Raw genomic sequence first — 14,025 nt, 5'->3', positions numbered from 1 at the left:
AGGTCGTTGTGGGCTGGCGGGGCGCGTCAGTAGCGGCCCACCAGCAGGCCCCCGTCGACGGTCAGCACCTGGCCGGTGAGATACCGGGCCTGGTCCGAGACGAGGAAAAGGATGACGTCGGCGATGTCCTCGGGCTCTCCGACCCGGCCCATCGGGATGAATTCCGCCGCTTTCTCGAGGCCTTCCGGCCCCAGCGAGTGCTTCTCGGACAGCGCCTGGGCCGTGCGGATGTAGCCGGGCGCGACGCCGTTCACGCGGATGCCGGAGCGGGCGAGCTCCACCGCCAGCGCGCGGACCATGCCGACGACGCCCGACTTGGCGGCGGAGTAGGCGACGTGCTCGTCCCAGCCGTAGGCGACGCCCATGATGGAGCTGAGGCAGACGATGGCGCCCGAGCCCTTGGCCTGCATGGCGGGGACGGCGGGGCGGACGAGGCGGATCATGCCCTTCAGGTCCACCTCCATCGTGTGGTCCCACTTGGCGTCGGTCAGCTCCGCCAGCGGGACCTTGTGGGCGATGCCGGCGTTGCAGATCAGGGCGTCGAGGGCGCCGTGGGCGGCGTGGACCTTCGCGACCAGCGCCTCGGCGGCCTCGGTGGAGGTGACGTCGAGGGGGTGGAATTCGGCGGCGCCGCCGGCGGCCTCGATCTCGGCGACCACCGCGGCGCCTTCGGCTTCCAGCACGTCGGTGACGATCACGCGCCAGCCGGCGGCGGCGAAGGTCTTGGCGGTCGCGCGGCCGATGCCGATGCCGGCGCCGGTGATCAGGACGGTTTTCATCTCGGGGTCCTCACAGCATCACGTCGCCGGAATTCGGGCCAAGCGTCTGGCCCACGTAGATTTTCGCGTCCTCGGAGGCGAGGAAGGCGACGGTGGCCGCCACGTCCTCGGGCTCGCCGAAGCGGCCCAGCGGAAGCTCGGCGGTCTTGGCGGCGCGCCAGTCGTCGGAGAGGGCCATGACCAGTTCGGTCGCTATGGGCCCGGGGGCGACGGCGTTGACGCGGACGCCGCGGGAGGAGACCTCGCGGGCCAGGCTCTTGGTCAGGCCGATGATGCCGGCCTTGGCGGCGGAGTAATGGGCGAGCTCGACGCCGCCGATCTGGCCGAGCTGGGAGGCGATGTTGACGATCACGCCCTCGCCCGCCGCCAGCATCGGGTTGATGGCGCGGCGGCAGCCGAGGAAGCAGCCGCGCAGGTGCACGGCGATCATCCGGTCGAAGTCCTCGACGGCGAGGTCCTCCAGCTTCGCCTGGTGGACGATGCCGGCGTTGTTCACGGCGAGGGTGACGCGGCCCCAGGCGGACTCCGCGGCGGAATACATCGCGTCGACCGCGGCGGGATCCGAGACGTCGCCGGGGGCGGGGAGGGCTTCGCCTCCGGCGCTGGCGATCAGGGCGACGGTCTCGGCGGCGCGGTCGGGGGAGAGATCGTTGACGGCGACCCGGGCGCCCTCGGCGGCGAGGCGGATCGCGATGGCGCGGCCGATGCCGGCGCCGGCGCCGGTGACGAGGGCGGCGTGCGCGGAAAGGCGGGTCATGCCTCGTCCTCCTGGATGCCGGATGCCTTGATGCGGGCGCGGCGGACGGAGGCCGCCATCAGCAGGCCGTAGATGGCCAGGATGGTGAAGGAGAACAGGGTCGACAGGACCCCGAAGGCGAAGATGTTCGGGTGGATCTCGACCGCGAAGGTTCCGTAGATCGCCAGCGGCAGCGTGACGTCGGAGCCGGCGGTGAAGAGGGTGCGGGGGAACTCGTCGTAGCTGAGCGTGAAGCCGAACAGCATGGCCGAGAGCACGCCGGGGAAGACCATCGGGAAGGTCACCTTGCGGAAGGTGACGGCGGGGGATACGCCCAGCGCCCAGGCGGCCTCCTCGACGCGGGGGTCGAAGCGGTTGAAGATCGCCAGCATAACCAGGAAGGCGAACGGGTAGGTGTAGACCACGTGCAGCACGAAGGCGGTGCCCCACCAGCTGCGGTCGATCCCGAGGTTCTGCGCCACCAGCGCCTGGCCCAGGCCCAGCAGCAGGCCGGGAACCATCATCCCCAGGATCACCAGGTAGAAGATCACGCCCGAGCCGCGGAAGTTCCGGCGGAACGCCTGCGCGGTGAGGGTGCCCAGGACCGTCGAGACCACGGTGGTCGCGAAGGCCAGGGTCAGGGAGCGCAGCAGCGCCTCGCGGATCGGCAGGGGGGCGATGCGGGAGGCTTCCGTCAGCCCGAACAGGTGGCGGTACCAGTAGGTCGACCACTCGATGATCGGGAACTGGGGGCCGCCCTCGGGGCCCGCCTGGAAGCTGAGGATGCCCATCACCACGAAGGGGCCGTAGAGGAACACGATGAAGAGCGCGGTGTAGACCGCCAGCGTGCGCTTCAGGATCGGAAGGTCGCCCATGGCTCAGAGCTCCTTGCGCAGGTTGACGAGGCGCAGGAGGGCGGCGACCACCACCCCGATGCAGACGGTCAGCACCACGCCGATCACCGCGGCGAAGGCCCATTTCAGGGAGCCGACCTGGCTGACGATGATGTTGCCCAGCAGGTTCACCTTGCGGCCCGAGAGGGCGGAGGCGGTGGCGAACTCCCCCAGCACCATCACCGAGACGAAGATCGCGCCGACCACCACGCCGGGCAGGCTGAGCGGGAAGATGATCTTCGAGAAGATGGTCCAGGCGGAGGCGCCGAGGTCGCGCGCGGCCTCGATCAGGCTGTCGTCGATGCGCGCCAGCATGAAGGCCACCGGGCCGACCATGAACACCACGTAGATCTGCACCATGCCGATGACGACCGAGGTCTCGGTGAACAGCAGCGTCTCGATGGGCTGGGAGATGATCCCGAGGTTCTCGAGGACGATGTTCACCGCGCCCTCGCGCCCCAGCATCGGGCGCCAGGCCAGGACGCGGATCAGGAACGAGGTCCAGAACGGGATCACGCAGGCGACCAGCAGGATCGTCTGGATGGATTTCGAGCGCACGAAGCGGCCGATGAACAGCGCGGTCGGGTAGCCGATGACGAAGGTCAGGGCGAGGACCGTGAGCCAGAGCCGCAGGGTGCGGAGCAGCGCGCCGACGTAGGTGTCGGAGGCGAAGAAGGTCGTCCAGCTCTTGGTCGTCAGCGTGGAGTTGATCGCGAAGGTCGTCTGCGTCCAGAAGCTGACGTAGATCATCATGCCGAGCGGCACGAGAAGGAACAGCACCATCCACAGGACGCCCGGCGTGGCGAGCGCGAGGCTGCGGTTGCGCGCCAGCCAGGACTCGCGGTGGGGGGAGGAGGACGTCATGCGAGGGCTCCGGCGGGGTCGGGAAGGGCGATGCGGCGGCCGGCGGCGTCGAAGAGATGCACGTCCGACAGGCGCCAGCGGACCGTCAGCGCCTCGTCCTGGGCGTAGGTCTCGGGGTCCTCGCGGCTGAGATGGCGCTCCACCTCGAACACCTTCCCGTCGGGCCGGCGCAGCAGGTAGATCACCTTCGAGCCGAGGAACTCGGAGGCGACGTAGCGCGCCGCCAGCGCGCCCTCGCCGGGCGCGGGGGCGGGGTCGCGGGAGATCCAGGCGGCGTCGTAGGGGACGCCGTAGGTGGCCGCGTCCGGCGCGGGGGCGGGGAGGGCGAGGGTCTCGCCCGTCGCCTCGAAGCCCTGGGGCGTGGCGCGGCCGGGGATCAGGTTCCAGGCGTTGAGGAAGCGGGCGACGCGCATGTCGACGGGGCGGGCGAAGATCTCCTCCGGGGCGGCGACGGTCAGGGCGCGGCCCTGGTCGAGGACGATCATCCGGTCGCCCATGGCGAGCGCCTCGGCCTCGTTGCCGGTCACGTGCAGGAAGGTGACGCCCAGCGCCTCGCGGATGCGGCGAAGCTCGACCGTCATGCGCTCGCGCAGGTTGGCGTCGAGGGCGCCGAGCGGCTCGTCCAGCAGGCAGATGCGGGGCTCGGTCACCAGGGTGCGGGCCAGCGAGACGCGCTGCTTCTGGCCGCCGGAGAGCTGGCCGGGGAGGCGGGTCTCGAACCCCGACAGGCCCACGAGGTCGAGGGTGGCGAGCGCGCGGCGCTTCACCTCGGCCTCGTCCGTCACCGGGTTCGCCTCGCGGAAGCGCAGGCCGAAGGCGACGTTGTCGAAGACCGTCATGTGGGGGAACAGCGCGTAGTTCTGCTGGACGATCCCGAGGCCCCGGCGGTGGGTCGGCAGGGTCGAGATGTCGGCGCCGTCGAGCAGCACGCGGCCGGCGTCCGGCGTCTCGAGCCCCGCGATAACCCGCAGCAGGGTGGACTTGCCCGAGCCCGAGGGGCCGAGAAGCGTCAGGTACTCGTCGTCCTGGACGACGAGGGAGACGTCGTCGAGGGCGACCTCGGTCCCGTAGCGCTTGGAGAGCCCCTGAAGCTCCAGCATGCCGGCGTGTCCTCCGTGGTTCGACTCGCGAGGTCAGAATTGCACTTTGGTGACAAAAGTCAAAACTTAAGGATGGAGGGCGGATGGATTCCGCGCGAAAGGCGGCGGAATGGGCAGGAAGGCCCAGATATGCAGCGCCATGAAAGCGACTTTCGTATACGAAAGCCGATTTTGAGGTTAGCGTTTCCGACAACGACACGAGGCCAGGCTTGAGCGACGACGACTTCGAAGACGCGCTTGATTCCCGCGGGGCCGACGCCGGGCGCCCGGCGCCGCTGTATGCGGCCGTCGAGCGGGCGCTGGAGCAGGCGATCGCGGGCGGCCGGCTGGCGCCGGGCACGGTGCTGACCGAGGGGCCGGTGGCGAAGCTGTTCGGCTCCTCCCGCACGCCGGTGCGCACCGCGATGGGGGAGCTGGCGGCGCGCGGGATGCTGGAGCGCTTCGCGGGCCGCGGCTTCCTGGTGCCCGGCGCCGACCAGCCCAACCGGGTGAAGCTGACGCCGGACATGCTGGGCCTCGACGCAGGCGCGCCGGAGCCGCAGATGGGGGCGGCGGAGCGGATCGCGCGGGACTTCGAGGGCTCGGTCGCCCGCGCGCTGCCCTTCGGGCTGTTCCGGGTGCACGAACAGGCGGCGGCGGACCACTACGACGTCTCGCGCAACGTAATCCGGGAGCTGCTGTCGCGGCTGCAGGACCGGGGGCTGGTGCAGAAGAACCCGCGCAGCCACTGGATGATCGGGCCGCTGACCGCCCGCGACGTGGCCCATTACTTCGCGATCCGCGGGGCGCTGGAGCCGCTGGCCCTGACCGAGAGCGCGCCGCGCCTGCCGGGCCGCGAGCTGGCGGACATGCTCGAGCGGGTGATCGCCGCGCAGGACGACCCCGACGACCTGCCGCCCCCGGTGATCGAGGAGCTGGAGAGCGACCTGCACGTGCGCCTGCTGGCGGCCAGCCCCAACCCGCACCTGCTGCGGATGATCCGCCAGAGCCAGATCGCGCTGGTGGTGAACCGGGTGTTCGCGGAATTCGTCGGCTCCCGCCCCTTCGCGCTGGCGATGGGGGAGCATCGGATCGTGCTGGAGTTCGTGACCCGCGGGTCCTGGGCCGCCGGGGCGGACGCGATGGCCGAGCACATGCGCCTGTCGGCGGAGCGGACCCGGCGGCGGCTGATGGCGGTGTCGGTGTTTCCGCAGCCGGAGCTGCCGGGGTACCTGATCCGGGAGAGCAACTAGGGCTCGGAGTGCGCGGTGGGGCCCCGGGGGCGGCGCATTGAAATGCGCCCTACGGGTCTGCGCGGGACGTAGGGCGCATTTCAATGCGCCGTGACGGTCACACGTCCAGCGCGTCGTCCCAGCGGCGGACGAGGTAGTTGTGCTCGGTCATCACCGTGTTCCACACGGCGATGCGGGACATGCGGTCGGCGTAGGCGCCGCCCTCGCGACGCTCGCCGGGGGCGAAGATGATGCGGCCGAAGGCGTCGCGGATCTCGGTGCGGGCGGGCTCGCCGCCATACCAGAAGCCCCATTCGGCGGCGGTGAGGCGGCCGCGGACGGCCTCGGAATTGGCCATGTAGGCGCCGTTGCGCGCCAGGATCGCGCCGGGCGCGCCGTCGAGCCACCAGTTGATGTAGTCGTAGGCCGCGTCCTGCGCCCAGCCCTTGGCGCGGGCCGAGAGGGCGAGGCCCCCGAACCAGCCGCGATAGCCCTCCTTCGGGGTGGCCATGGCGACGGGCACGCCCTCGGCGCGCAGCGCGATCAGGCCGGACCACCACAGCGAGCCGATCATCGGCCGACCCTCGCGCCGGGCGGCGCGCAGGGCGTCGATGGCCTCGGATTCGTCTGTCCACACGGCGCGGAAATGGCCGGCGGCATGGACTTCGCGCAGGCGGGCGACGAGGGCGTCGATTTCTTCCAGCGCGAGGTCGCCGAGGTCGGCGGGGGACATCAGGCCCCGCGCGCGCAGGGCGAGCAGCATGTCGTAGCAGCCGATGGCGGCGTCGGACTGCACCAGCACCTTGCCGCCCCAGGCGGGGTCGAGCAGGGCGCCCCAGCTGTCGACCGTGGCGGGGTCCACCCCCGTCACCGCGAAGGCGTCGGCGTTGTGGACGGTGGGGACCATCGAGATCCGGTCCGAGGGCTTGGCCCCCAGCGAGCCGTCGGCCTGCACCCACAGCAGGCGCGAGGGGTCGCCGCCGGGCGCCGAGCGGCCGGCGGGGCCCAGCCGCCCGGTCCGGGGCAGGTCGCCCACCGCGTCCCAGGCCGCGATGCGGCGCAGGTCGAGCGGCTGGATCGAGCCGGCGGGCCAGATCAAGTCCAGGTCATGGAACCACTGGTCGTAGACGTCGAAGCTGGAGGGGAACAGCGCCCCGCGGCGCTGGGCCGAGGCGCCGTCGAGCGTGATCAGGTCCAGCGGCAGGCCGAGGTCGGCTTCGGCCAGCCTGCGGATCGGCTCGATCTGGGTGACCGAGGTGCCGAGCACGCGCAGCGGCTCCCGCGGGCGCTTGACCGCGGGGGCCTGCGGGCCGGCGGCCGGGAGGCGCCGCGCCGGGCGATCGGGCGCGCGGAGCCCCGACGGGCCGGGGTCGGGGATCTCCGCGCGGGCGGCCATCTCAGGCCAGGGCCTCGCGGATCCTGGCCACGACGGCCTTGCGCTCGGCCCGGGCGGCGAGGGCGCTGTCCATCGTCGCCTCGACGAACTTCACCGGCATGTGCGGCTGAAGCTGGCCGATCAGGTCCATGTCGGCCGAGATCACCGTGCCGACCATGAAGTAGCCGCCGCCGGAGACCGCGTCGCGGTGGAGCACGATCGGCTCGGTCCCGCCGGGCACCTGCACGGAGCCGTAGGGATAGCAGCCGTCCACGATGTTGGAGGGGTCGGAGCCGGCGCCGAAGGGCCGCTCGCGCGGCTCGAACTCCATCGGGCGGCCGCCCTTGAAGCGGTAGCCCATGCGGTCGGCCTCGGGCGCCACCTTCCACTCGTCCTCGAAGAAGGCCTTCTGGGCGGCGGGGGTGATCCAGTGCCAGAAGAGGCCGGGGAGGACGCGCAGCTCGGCGGGGGAGCCGGGGCCGCGGCGCAGGTCCGCAGGGACCGAGGCGCCGGCCTTGCCCGCGCCGGGCTCGCCGGTGGGGATCACGTCGCCGGCGGCGACGGCGCGGCCGTTCACGCCGCCCAGCGCGCCGATGGCGTAGGTGGAGCGGGAGCCGAGCGCGGCCTCGGTCGCGATGCCGCCGGAGACCGCGATGATGATGCGGGCGCCGGACTTGAGGTAGCCGAACGACAGGACCTGGCCGGCCTTGACCGGGAAGGCGGTCCAGCCGGGCTGCTCCTCGCCGTCCAGCAGGATCGGCAGGTCGGCGCCGGTGACGGCGACGAGGCCGTCGGACTGGAATTCGAGCTCGGGACCGAGGAACACGGCTTCCAGCGCCGCGGCGTCCTCGGGGTTTCCGACGAGGAGGTTGGCGGCCCGCAGGGAGAGGCGGTCCATCGCGCCGCCCTGGGGGATGCCGAGGTGGAAGTAGCCGGGGCGGCCGAGGTCCTGCACCGTGGTCAGCAGGCCGGGCTTGAGAACCTTAAACGGCATCGAGCGCCTCCATCAGCTTGGCGTTGGTCCCGGCGGGGTCTGCGGTCCAGGCGGCGAGGTCGAAGGAGACCTCGGCGATGCGGGGGCGCCAGGCGCCGGTCTTCACGTCGGCCTCGATCCGGTCGTGCTCCTCGCGCCCGATGGGCCTGAACTTCACGATGTCGCCGGGGTTGAAGAAGACCATGAAGTCGCTGAGGTAGCTGATCGTCTCGGTCGGGTCGAAGATCGGCATCGGGGTGATGCCGAACATCTGGTAGCCGCCGGCGCCGCGCACCGAATAGATGCACGAGAAGCAGCCGCCGTAGCCGACCGTCTGCTTGGGCGTGTCGGTGCGGGGGCGCAGGTACTTGGGAACCTGGAGCTGCTTCTCGCGCTCGACGAGCTGATACATGAAGGGCAGGCCCGCCACGAAGCCGACCATGGAGACGAACCAGGGCTGGGAGTGGAAGGCCTCCACGAAGGCCTCGGCGCTGTCGTAGCCGTTGATGCGGGCGGCGTAGTCGAGGTCGGTGCCCGAGGGGTCCTGGTGCCGCTCGCGGAAGCGCATCAGGGTCTCGTGGGTCCAGGGGTCCTGGAAGTAGACGGGGACTTCGACGATCCGGGTGGTGATGGTCTTGGCGGCGTCCTCGGCCCGGGATTCCAGGGCCTTGAGCTCCGCCAGCATGTCGTCCGGCGCGATCACGTCGGGATCGTACTTCACCTGGAAGGAGGCGTTGGCGGGGCAGATCTCGGTGACGCCGGCGAGGTTCTTCTCGCGCAGCGCGGTGGTGATCGAGATCGCCTTGAAGAAGGCGTCGAGGGACATCTCCTCGTCCACCTCGACGAAAATGTGCTCGTCGCCTCCGAAGGAATAGCGTGTCTTCATCGGGTCTCGCCTCCTTGCCGCGCCGTGGGGCGGTCGGGTCCGCCGCTGCGCGCGGCCGGTGGGGGGACGTCGCCCCCGGCCGGGGGCGACGGGTGGATCTTCAGCCGCGTTTCGCGAGCCAGTCCTCGAGCCAGCCGGTATGGGCCTCGCCCGCCTGCACCTCCACGTCGGCGGCCAGCGCCGCGTGCAGCGGCAGGGTGGTCTTGAGGCCGTCGATGGTCATGGACTCGATGGCGGCCGAGAGGGCGGCGATGGCCGCGGCCCGGTCCTCGCCCTTCACGATCAGCTTGCCGATCAGGGAGTCGTAGAAGGGCGGGATCGCGTAGCCCTCGTAGAGCATCGTGTCGAAGCGCACGCCCTCGGGGACCGAGAGGCCCGAGACCACGCCGGGGAAGGGCATGAAGTTGTTGAACGGGTCCTCGGCGTTGACGCGGACCTCGATCGAGTGGCCGGACATGGCGATGTCGGACTGGGCGACCGAGAGGGGGGCGCCGAAGGCCACGCGGATCATCTCGGCCACCAGGTCGTGGCCGGTGATCATCTCGGTCACCGGGTGCTCGACCTGGATGCGGGTGTTCATCTCCAGGAAGGCGAAGGTCCCGCGGGCAGGGTCGAAGAGGTACTCCAGCGTGCCGGCCCCGCGGTAGGAGACCGCTTCGGCCAGGCGCACCGAGGCCTCGCAGACATGGGCGCGCTGCGCGTCGGTCAGGCAGGCGGCGGGCGCCTCCTCCCACACCTTCTGGCGGCGGCGCTGGAGGGAGCATTCGCGCTCATAGAAGTGCACCGCCGCGGTTCCGTCGCCCATGATCTGCACTTCGACATGGCGGGCGTCGCGGATGAACTGCTCGATGTAGAGGCCGCCGTCGCCGAAGGCGGCCTGCGCCTCCTGGGCGGCCTGGGGGAACAGGCGGGCGAGATCGGCCTCGGACTCCGCCACCCGGATGCCGCGGCCCCCGCCGCCGGCGGCGGCCTTGACCATGACGGGGTAGCCGATCTCGGCGGCGATGGTCTTGGCGGCGTCCACGTCGGGGACCCGGCCCTGGGAGCCCTGCGCCACCGGGACGCCGGCGGCGATGGCGGCCTCGCGGGCGGCGACCTTGTCGCCCATGCGCGCGATCGTGTCGGCCGAGGGGCCCACGAAGATCATGCCGGCCTCTTCGACCTTGCGGGCGAAGGCGGCGTTCTCGCTCAGGAACCCGTAGCCGGGGTGGACGGCGTGGGCGCCGGCCTCCTTCGCCGCCGCCACCACGCGGTCGGCGTCGAGGTAGGACTTGGTCGCCTGCGCTGGGCCGATCTCGACCGCGCGGTCGGCCTCGCGCACCGCGAGCATGTCGGCGTCGGCCTGGGAGTGGGCCTGCACCCACTCCATCCCCAGCGCCTTCGCGGCGCGGCCGACGCGCACGGCGATCTCGCCGCGGTTGGCGACGAAGAGGGACTTGCCGGCGGGATCCGCCACGGTCAGTCCATCTCCGCGAGGAGGGCGCCGGCGGTCACCGCATCCTCGTTCTCGAGCTTGAAGCGGATGTTGTCGCCGGCGGCCTCGGCCTTCACCTCGTGGAAGGACTTCATCACCTCCACCAGGCCCACGACGTCGCCGGCGGCGACCGAGGCGCCGTCCTCGACGAAGGGCGGCTGGTCGGGGGCGGGCTTGCGGTAGAAGGTGCCGGGCAGCGGCGAGCGGATTTCCTTGGCCATGGGGCGGGTCCTTGCGTCGGGAGGGGTCAGGCGGCGGCCGAGAGGGCGGAGGGCGGGGCGATGGTCACGCCCGCGCCGACGAGCGCGGCGCGCACCGCCTGCCCGATCTGCAGCGCGCCGGGGGTGTCGGAGTGGAAGCAGATCGACTCGAACTCGATCTTCAGCTCCTTGCCGGTGACGGTGGTGACCAGGCCTTCGCGGCAGGCGCGCAGGCACTTCTGCGCCATCTCCTCGGGGTCGAGCTTGCGCATCTTGCGGGCGAAGACGATCAGCCCGTCGTCGGCATAGTCGCGGTCGGCGTAGAACTCGCGGATCACGGGGCGGCCGGATTCCTGCGCCACGCGCCGGGTCTCGGAGGCCTGCATGCAGTAGAGGAACACGTCGGGCGCCGACTTGCCCAGCGCGTCGCAGATCTGGCGGGAGAATTCGGCGTCGCGCGCGGCGGTCATGTAGAGCGCGCCGTGCGGCTTCACGTGCTGGAGGCGGACGCCGTGGCGGCGGCCGAACTCGCGCAGGGCCCCGACCTGGTAGAGGATGTCGTTGACCAGCTCCTCCGGGCTCGCGTCGATGGCGCGGCGGCCGAAGCCCTGCAGGTCGTTGTAGGCGGGGTGGGCGCCCAGGCCCACGCCATGCTCGGCGCACATCCGCGCCATGCGGTCCATGATCGAGGGATCGCCCGCGTGGTAGCCGCAGGCGACGTTGGCCGAGGAGATGATCTTCATCAGCTCGTCGTCGGGCGCCTCGCCATAGCTCCAGTGGCCGAAGCCCTCGCCCATGTCGCAGTTGAGATCGACGGCGGTACGGTACATCGGCGGCTTCCTCTTCGGTCTCGGGTCGGCGCCGGCGGGGGGCGCGCCTGTCTGGACAAGGGAAGCGTGCAGCGGGTCCAGGGCATGAGCCAGAACAATTTTGTGGAGTTGCATTATCAGAAAATCCGATGGAGCCTGGGGGCGGTCGCCCGTGGGCTCGCGGATCGCTCCCGGGGCGCTGCGTCGGGGCGGCCGGTCATCGGATTTCCCGATGGCCTGGCATTCGATATTCCGAACGCAAAGGGCGGACATGTCCTTCAACCTGCGGCACTTGAAGTACTTCGTCGCCACCGCCGAGCTGGGGCAGGTCAGCCGCGCGGCGGTGGAGCTGTCGGTGTCGCAATCGGCGGTGACGGCGGCGATCAAGGAGCTGGAGACCGCGCTCGGCGCCGCGCTTTTCCTGCGCTCGGCCAGGGGGATGGCGCTGACGCGGACGGGGCAGCGGTTCCTGTCCTCGGCCTACGAGATCCTGACCAAGGTCGAGGAGGCGATGCAGGTGCGCGAGGGGCCCGAGGTCTCGGGCCGGCTGACCATCGCGGCGACCTACACGGTGATCGGCTACTTCCTGCCCGGGCACCTGGAGCGGCTGGCCCGCGCCCAGCCGGGGCTGGACGTCACCATCCACGAGATGCCGCGCGAGCTGATCGAGGAGGGGCTGATCGACGGGCGGGTGGACATCGCCGTGGCGCTGACCTCGAACATCTCGAACCCGGAGCTGGCCTCGCAGACGCTGGTCGGCTCGCAGCGCCGGCTGTGGACGCCCTCGCGCCACCCGTTGCTGGAGCGGGAATCGGTCGGGCTCGCGGACGTGGCGGAGCATCCCTACGTGATGCTGACGGTGGACGAGGCCGCCCACACCGCCATGCGCTACTGGGCGCCCACGGGGCGGCAGCCGCGGATCGTGCTGCGCACGTCCTCGGTCGAGGCGGTGCGCTCGATGGTGGCGAACGGGCTGGGGGTGACGATCCTGTCGGACATGGTCTACCGCCCCTGGTCGCTGGAGGGGCGGCGGCTGGAGCAGGTGAACCTCGCCGACGCGGCGCCGCCGATGGACGTGGGGCTGGTGTGGCGGCGGGGGGCCGAGTTCACCCCGGCGATGACCGCCTTCCGGGACTATTTCACCGCCCGCTTCCTCTCGGCCCCCGCGATCGCGCCGCGCTGAGGCGCGACGCGGGCGCGCTTGCCATGGTCCGGGCCGGGGGTCATTGATCGGGGCCTCTCACCCTGCCGGAGGGGCGGACGCCAGGTCATTCGGTCGGAACGGACGGGCTGGCGTCGGAGACGGACCCCCCCATGCAGGACAGGACGGCCGCCCTGAAGGCGGAGCTGATCGAGCGGATGGAGGCCGAGCGCGAGGCGCACCTGGCGCTCCTCCAGGACTTCCTGCGCATCCGCAGCGTCAATCCGCCGGGCGACATGCGCGAGGCCTGCGCCTTCGTGCGCGGCATCCTCGACCGTCACGGGGTGCCCTACGAGATCCTGAGCGCGCGCGAGGACATGCCCAACATCGTGGGCAAGTGGCGCGCGGGCGGGCCGGGGCGGCATCTGGTCCTGAACGGGCACATGGACGTGTTCCCCGCGGTGGAGGACCATCTGTGGGCCGCCGAGCGCGCGAACGGGCGGATCACCGCGCGCGGCGCCTCGGACATGAAGACGGGGACGCTGGCCTCGATCCTCACCTACTGCCTGCTGCATCCCCATCGCGAGGCGCTGCAGGGCGAGCTGACGCTGACCGTCGTCTCGGACGAGCAGTCGGGCGGGCGCTACGGGACCGCCTACCTCTTCGAAGAGCACGCCGGGAAGGTGCTGGGCGACTGCTGCCTGAACGGCGAGCCGAGCGGCCTGGGCAACGTGCGCTTCATGGAGAAGGGGACGCTGCGCTTCTCCCTCTCGGCCGAGGGGGCGGGGGGGCATGGCGGCTATCCGCACCAGGCGGGCAACCCGATCCGGCAGGCGATGGCGGCGGTGGACGAGATCTACGACGCCTTCCACATGCGCGAGGCGGAGATGCCGGCGGAGTTCCGGCGCATCCTCGACGATCCGGCGACCGTCGAGGCGGCGAACCGCCTGCTGGGGAACGGCGCGGCGGACACGGCGAAGCGGATCACGGTGAACGTCGGCATCCTGCGGGGGGGCTTCAAGGCGACCCAGATCCCCGGCGCCTGCGAGGCGCACCTGGACATGCGCTTCCCCGTGGGGCCCGAGCGCGACCGCGCCCGCCCGAGGCTGGAGGCGATCGCCGCGCGCCACGGCTGCCGGCTGGAGGTGAACGAGGCGCACAGCTACCCGGCCTCGAGCACCGATCCCTACGGGGAGATGGCCACGATCCTGCGCGACAACACCCGCGCCCTGCTGGGCCGGGAGGCGCCGCCGGTGTGCAGCCTGGGCGGAACCGACACCCGCTACTGGCGCTGGCGGGGGATCCCGGCGGTGATCTGCGGCCCCTCTCCGCTGAGCATGGGCACGAACGACGAGCACGTGACCGAGGACGAGGCGATGGCCGTCCTGAAGCTGCACCTGATGTGCGCGCTCGACTACCTGGGCCGGGCGGAGGCGCCGGCGGGCTGAGGGTAGGCGGGCAGGCGGGGGCCGGCTGCGGCGAGGGGAGCGGCGGACAGGGCGACGCTTCGCCTCTTCTCTCCCGCGGGACGCAGGTGGATTGAGGGTTTTTCAATCCCGCCCGCGTCCCTTAGAAGTCGGCGGC

The 14,025-nt window shown here is 71.5% G+C and carries 14 protein-coding genes; 3 read left to right on the top strand and 11 right to left on the bottom strand.

The annotated features are described in order from the left end of the window. Nucleotides 1-26: 26 nt before the first annotated feature. The 5 genes from P2H44_RS00175 to P2H44_RS00155 are packed head-to-tail and all read right to left on the bottom strand — an operon-like array spanning nt 27 to nt 4,372. Nucleotides 27-779, bottom strand: coding sequence for an SDR family NAD(P)-dependent oxidoreductase (locus P2H44_RS00175; RefSeq protein ID WP_275761386.1), 753 nt, complete (start codon nt 777-779; stop codon nt 27-29). A 10-nt stretch (nt 780-789) separates the two neighbouring features. Further along, the gene (locus P2H44_RS00170; RefSeq protein ID WP_275761385.1) at nt 790-1,536 is read right to left on the bottom strand and encodes an SDR family NAD(P)-dependent oxidoreductase; all 747 of its coding nucleotides are present in this window, start codon (nt 1,534-1,536) and stop codon (nt 790-792) included. Further along, on the bottom strand, nt 1,533-2,390 hold the full coding sequence (locus P2H44_RS00165) for an ABC transporter permease (RefSeq protein WP_275761384.1): 858 nt from the start codon (nt 2,388-2,390) through the stop codon (nt 1,533-1,535). The genes P2H44_RS00170 and P2H44_RS00165 overlap by 4 nt, the downstream gene beginning before the upstream one ends. A gap of 3 nt (nt 2,391-2,393) precedes the next feature. Further along, nucleotides 2,394-3,272: an ABC transporter permease gene (locus tag P2H44_RS00160; protein ID WP_275761383.1), complete on the bottom strand. Its 879-nt coding sequence runs from the start codon at nt 3,270-3,272 to the stop codon at nt 2,394-2,396. After that, nucleotides 3,269-4,372, bottom strand: coding sequence for an ABC transporter ATP-binding protein (locus P2H44_RS00155; RefSeq protein WP_275761382.1), 1,104 nt, complete (start codon nt 4,370-4,372; stop codon nt 3,269-3,271). The genes P2H44_RS00160 and P2H44_RS00155 overlap by 4 nt, the downstream gene beginning before the upstream one ends. Nucleotides 4,373-4,581: 209 nt before the next feature. Between P2H44_RS00155 and P2H44_RS00150 the strand changes: the two genes are divergently transcribed. Next, nucleotides 4,582-5,604, top strand: coding sequence for a GntR family transcriptional regulator (locus tag P2H44_RS00150; protein WP_275761381.1), 1,023 nt, complete (start codon nt 4,582-4,584; stop codon nt 5,602-5,604). Between the two features lie 97 nt (nt 5,605-5,701). On the opposite strand, the gene P2H44_RS00145 is transcribed toward P2H44_RS00150, so the two are convergent. The 6 genes from P2H44_RS00145 to P2H44_RS00120 form a co-directional block, all read right to left on the bottom strand. After that, a complete protein-coding gene (locus tag P2H44_RS00145) occupies nt 5,702-6,850 on the bottom strand; it encodes an ABC transporter substrate-binding protein (RefSeq protein WP_275761380.1) in 1,149 nt (382 codons plus the stop codon). A 130-nt stretch (nt 6,851-6,980) separates the two neighbouring features. Next, nucleotides 6,981-7,952, bottom strand: a complete 972-nt coding sequence (locus P2H44_RS00140; protein WP_275761379.1) for a 5-oxoprolinase subunit C family protein — start codon at nt 7,950-7,952, stop codon at nt 6,981-6,983. Next, nucleotides 7,942-8,817 (bottom strand): 5-oxoprolinase subunit B family protein, encoded by an 876-nt coding sequence (locus tag P2H44_RS00135; protein ID WP_275761378.1) that lies wholly within the window; start codon nt 8,815-8,817, stop codon nt 7,942-7,944. Before P2H44_RS00135 ends, P2H44_RS00140 begins: the two co-directional genes overlap by 11 nt. Before the next feature lie 100 nt (nt 8,818-8,917). Then, on the bottom strand, nt 8,918-10,273 hold the full coding sequence (locus P2H44_RS00130; RefSeq protein ID WP_275761377.1) for an acetyl-CoA carboxylase biotin carboxylase subunit: 1,356 nt from the start codon (nt 10,271-10,273) through the stop codon (nt 8,918-8,920). Nucleotides 10,274-10,275: 2 nt separating this feature from the next. Beyond that, the gene (locus tag P2H44_RS00125) at nt 10,276-10,512 is read right to left on the bottom strand and encodes an acetyl-CoA carboxylase (protein ID WP_275761376.1); all 237 of its coding nucleotides are present in this window, start codon (nt 10,510-10,512) and stop codon (nt 10,276-10,278) included. 26 nt (nt 10,513-10,538) lie between these two features. Next, nucleotides 10,539-11,321 carry a 5-oxoprolinase subunit PxpA gene (locus tag P2H44_RS00120; RefSeq protein ID WP_275761375.1) on the bottom strand — a complete coding sequence of 261 codons (783 nt, stop codon included), beginning with the start codon at nt 11,319-11,321 and terminating at the stop codon, nt 10,539-10,541. Nucleotides 11,322-11,571: 250 nt separating this feature from the next. Between P2H44_RS00120 and P2H44_RS00115 the strand changes: the two genes are divergently transcribed. Then, nucleotides 11,572-12,483: a LysR family transcriptional regulator gene (locus P2H44_RS00115; RefSeq protein ID WP_275761374.1), complete on the top strand. Its 912-nt coding sequence runs from the start codon at nt 11,572-11,574 to the stop codon at nt 12,481-12,483. 131 nt (nt 12,484-12,614) lie between these two features. Then, nucleotides 12,615-13,889: a M20/M25/M40 family metallo-hydrolase gene (locus tag P2H44_RS00110; RefSeq protein ID WP_275761373.1), complete on the top strand. Its 1,275-nt coding sequence runs from the start codon at nt 12,615-12,617 to the stop codon at nt 13,887-13,889. The last annotated feature ends 136 nt before the right edge of the window (nt 13,890-14,025 follow it).

It is taken from the genome of Albimonas marina (assembly GCF_029223255.1).
Classification (GTDB): Bacteria; Pseudomonadota; Alphaproteobacteria; order Rhodobacterales; family Rhodobacteraceae; genus Albimonas.
This window is presented reverse-complemented; position numbering and strand designations above follow the sequence as displayed.

Coding starts and splice junctions, on each gene's coding strand:
- P2H44_RS00175 (WP_275761386.1), bottom strand. CDS start 779: ATGAAAACCGTCCTGATCACCGGCGCCGGCATCGGCATCGGCCGCGCG.
- P2H44_RS00170 (WP_275761385.1), bottom strand. CDS start 1,536: ATGACCCGCCTTTCCGCGCACGCCGCCCTCGTCACCGGCGCCGGCGCC.
- P2H44_RS00165 (WP_275761384.1), bottom strand. CDS start 2,390: ATGGGCGACCTTCCGATCCTGAAGCGCACGCTGGCGGTCTACACCGCG.
- P2H44_RS00160 (WP_275761383.1), bottom strand. CDS start 3,272: ATGACGTCCTCCTCCCCCCACCGCGAGTCCTGGCTGGCGCGCAACCGC.
- P2H44_RS00155 (WP_275761382.1), bottom strand. CDS start 4,372: ATGCTGGAGCTTCAGGGGCTCTCCAAGCGCTACGGGACCGAGGTCGCC.
- P2H44_RS00140 (WP_275761379.1), bottom strand. CDS start 7,952: ATGCCGTTTAAGGTTCTCAAGCCCGGCCTGCTGACCACGGTGCAGGAC.
- P2H44_RS00135 (WP_275761378.1), bottom strand. CDS start 8,817: ATGAAGACACGCTATTCCTTCGGAGGCGACGAGCACATTTTCGTCGAG.
- P2H44_RS00125 (WP_275761376.1), bottom strand. CDS start 10,512: ATGGCCAAGGAAATCCGCTCGCCGCTGCCCGGCACCTTCTACCGCAAG.
- P2H44_RS00120 (WP_275761375.1), bottom strand. CDS start 11,321: ATGTACCGTACCGCCGTCGATCTCAACTGCGACATGGGCGAGGGCTTC.
- P2H44_RS00115 (WP_275761374.1), top strand. CDS start 11,572: ATGTCCTTCAACCTGCGGCACTTGAAGTACTTCGTCGCCACCGCCGAG.
- P2H44_RS00110 (WP_275761373.1), top strand. CDS start 12,615: ATGCAGGACAGGACGGCCGCCCTGAAGGCGGAGCTGATCGAGCGGATG.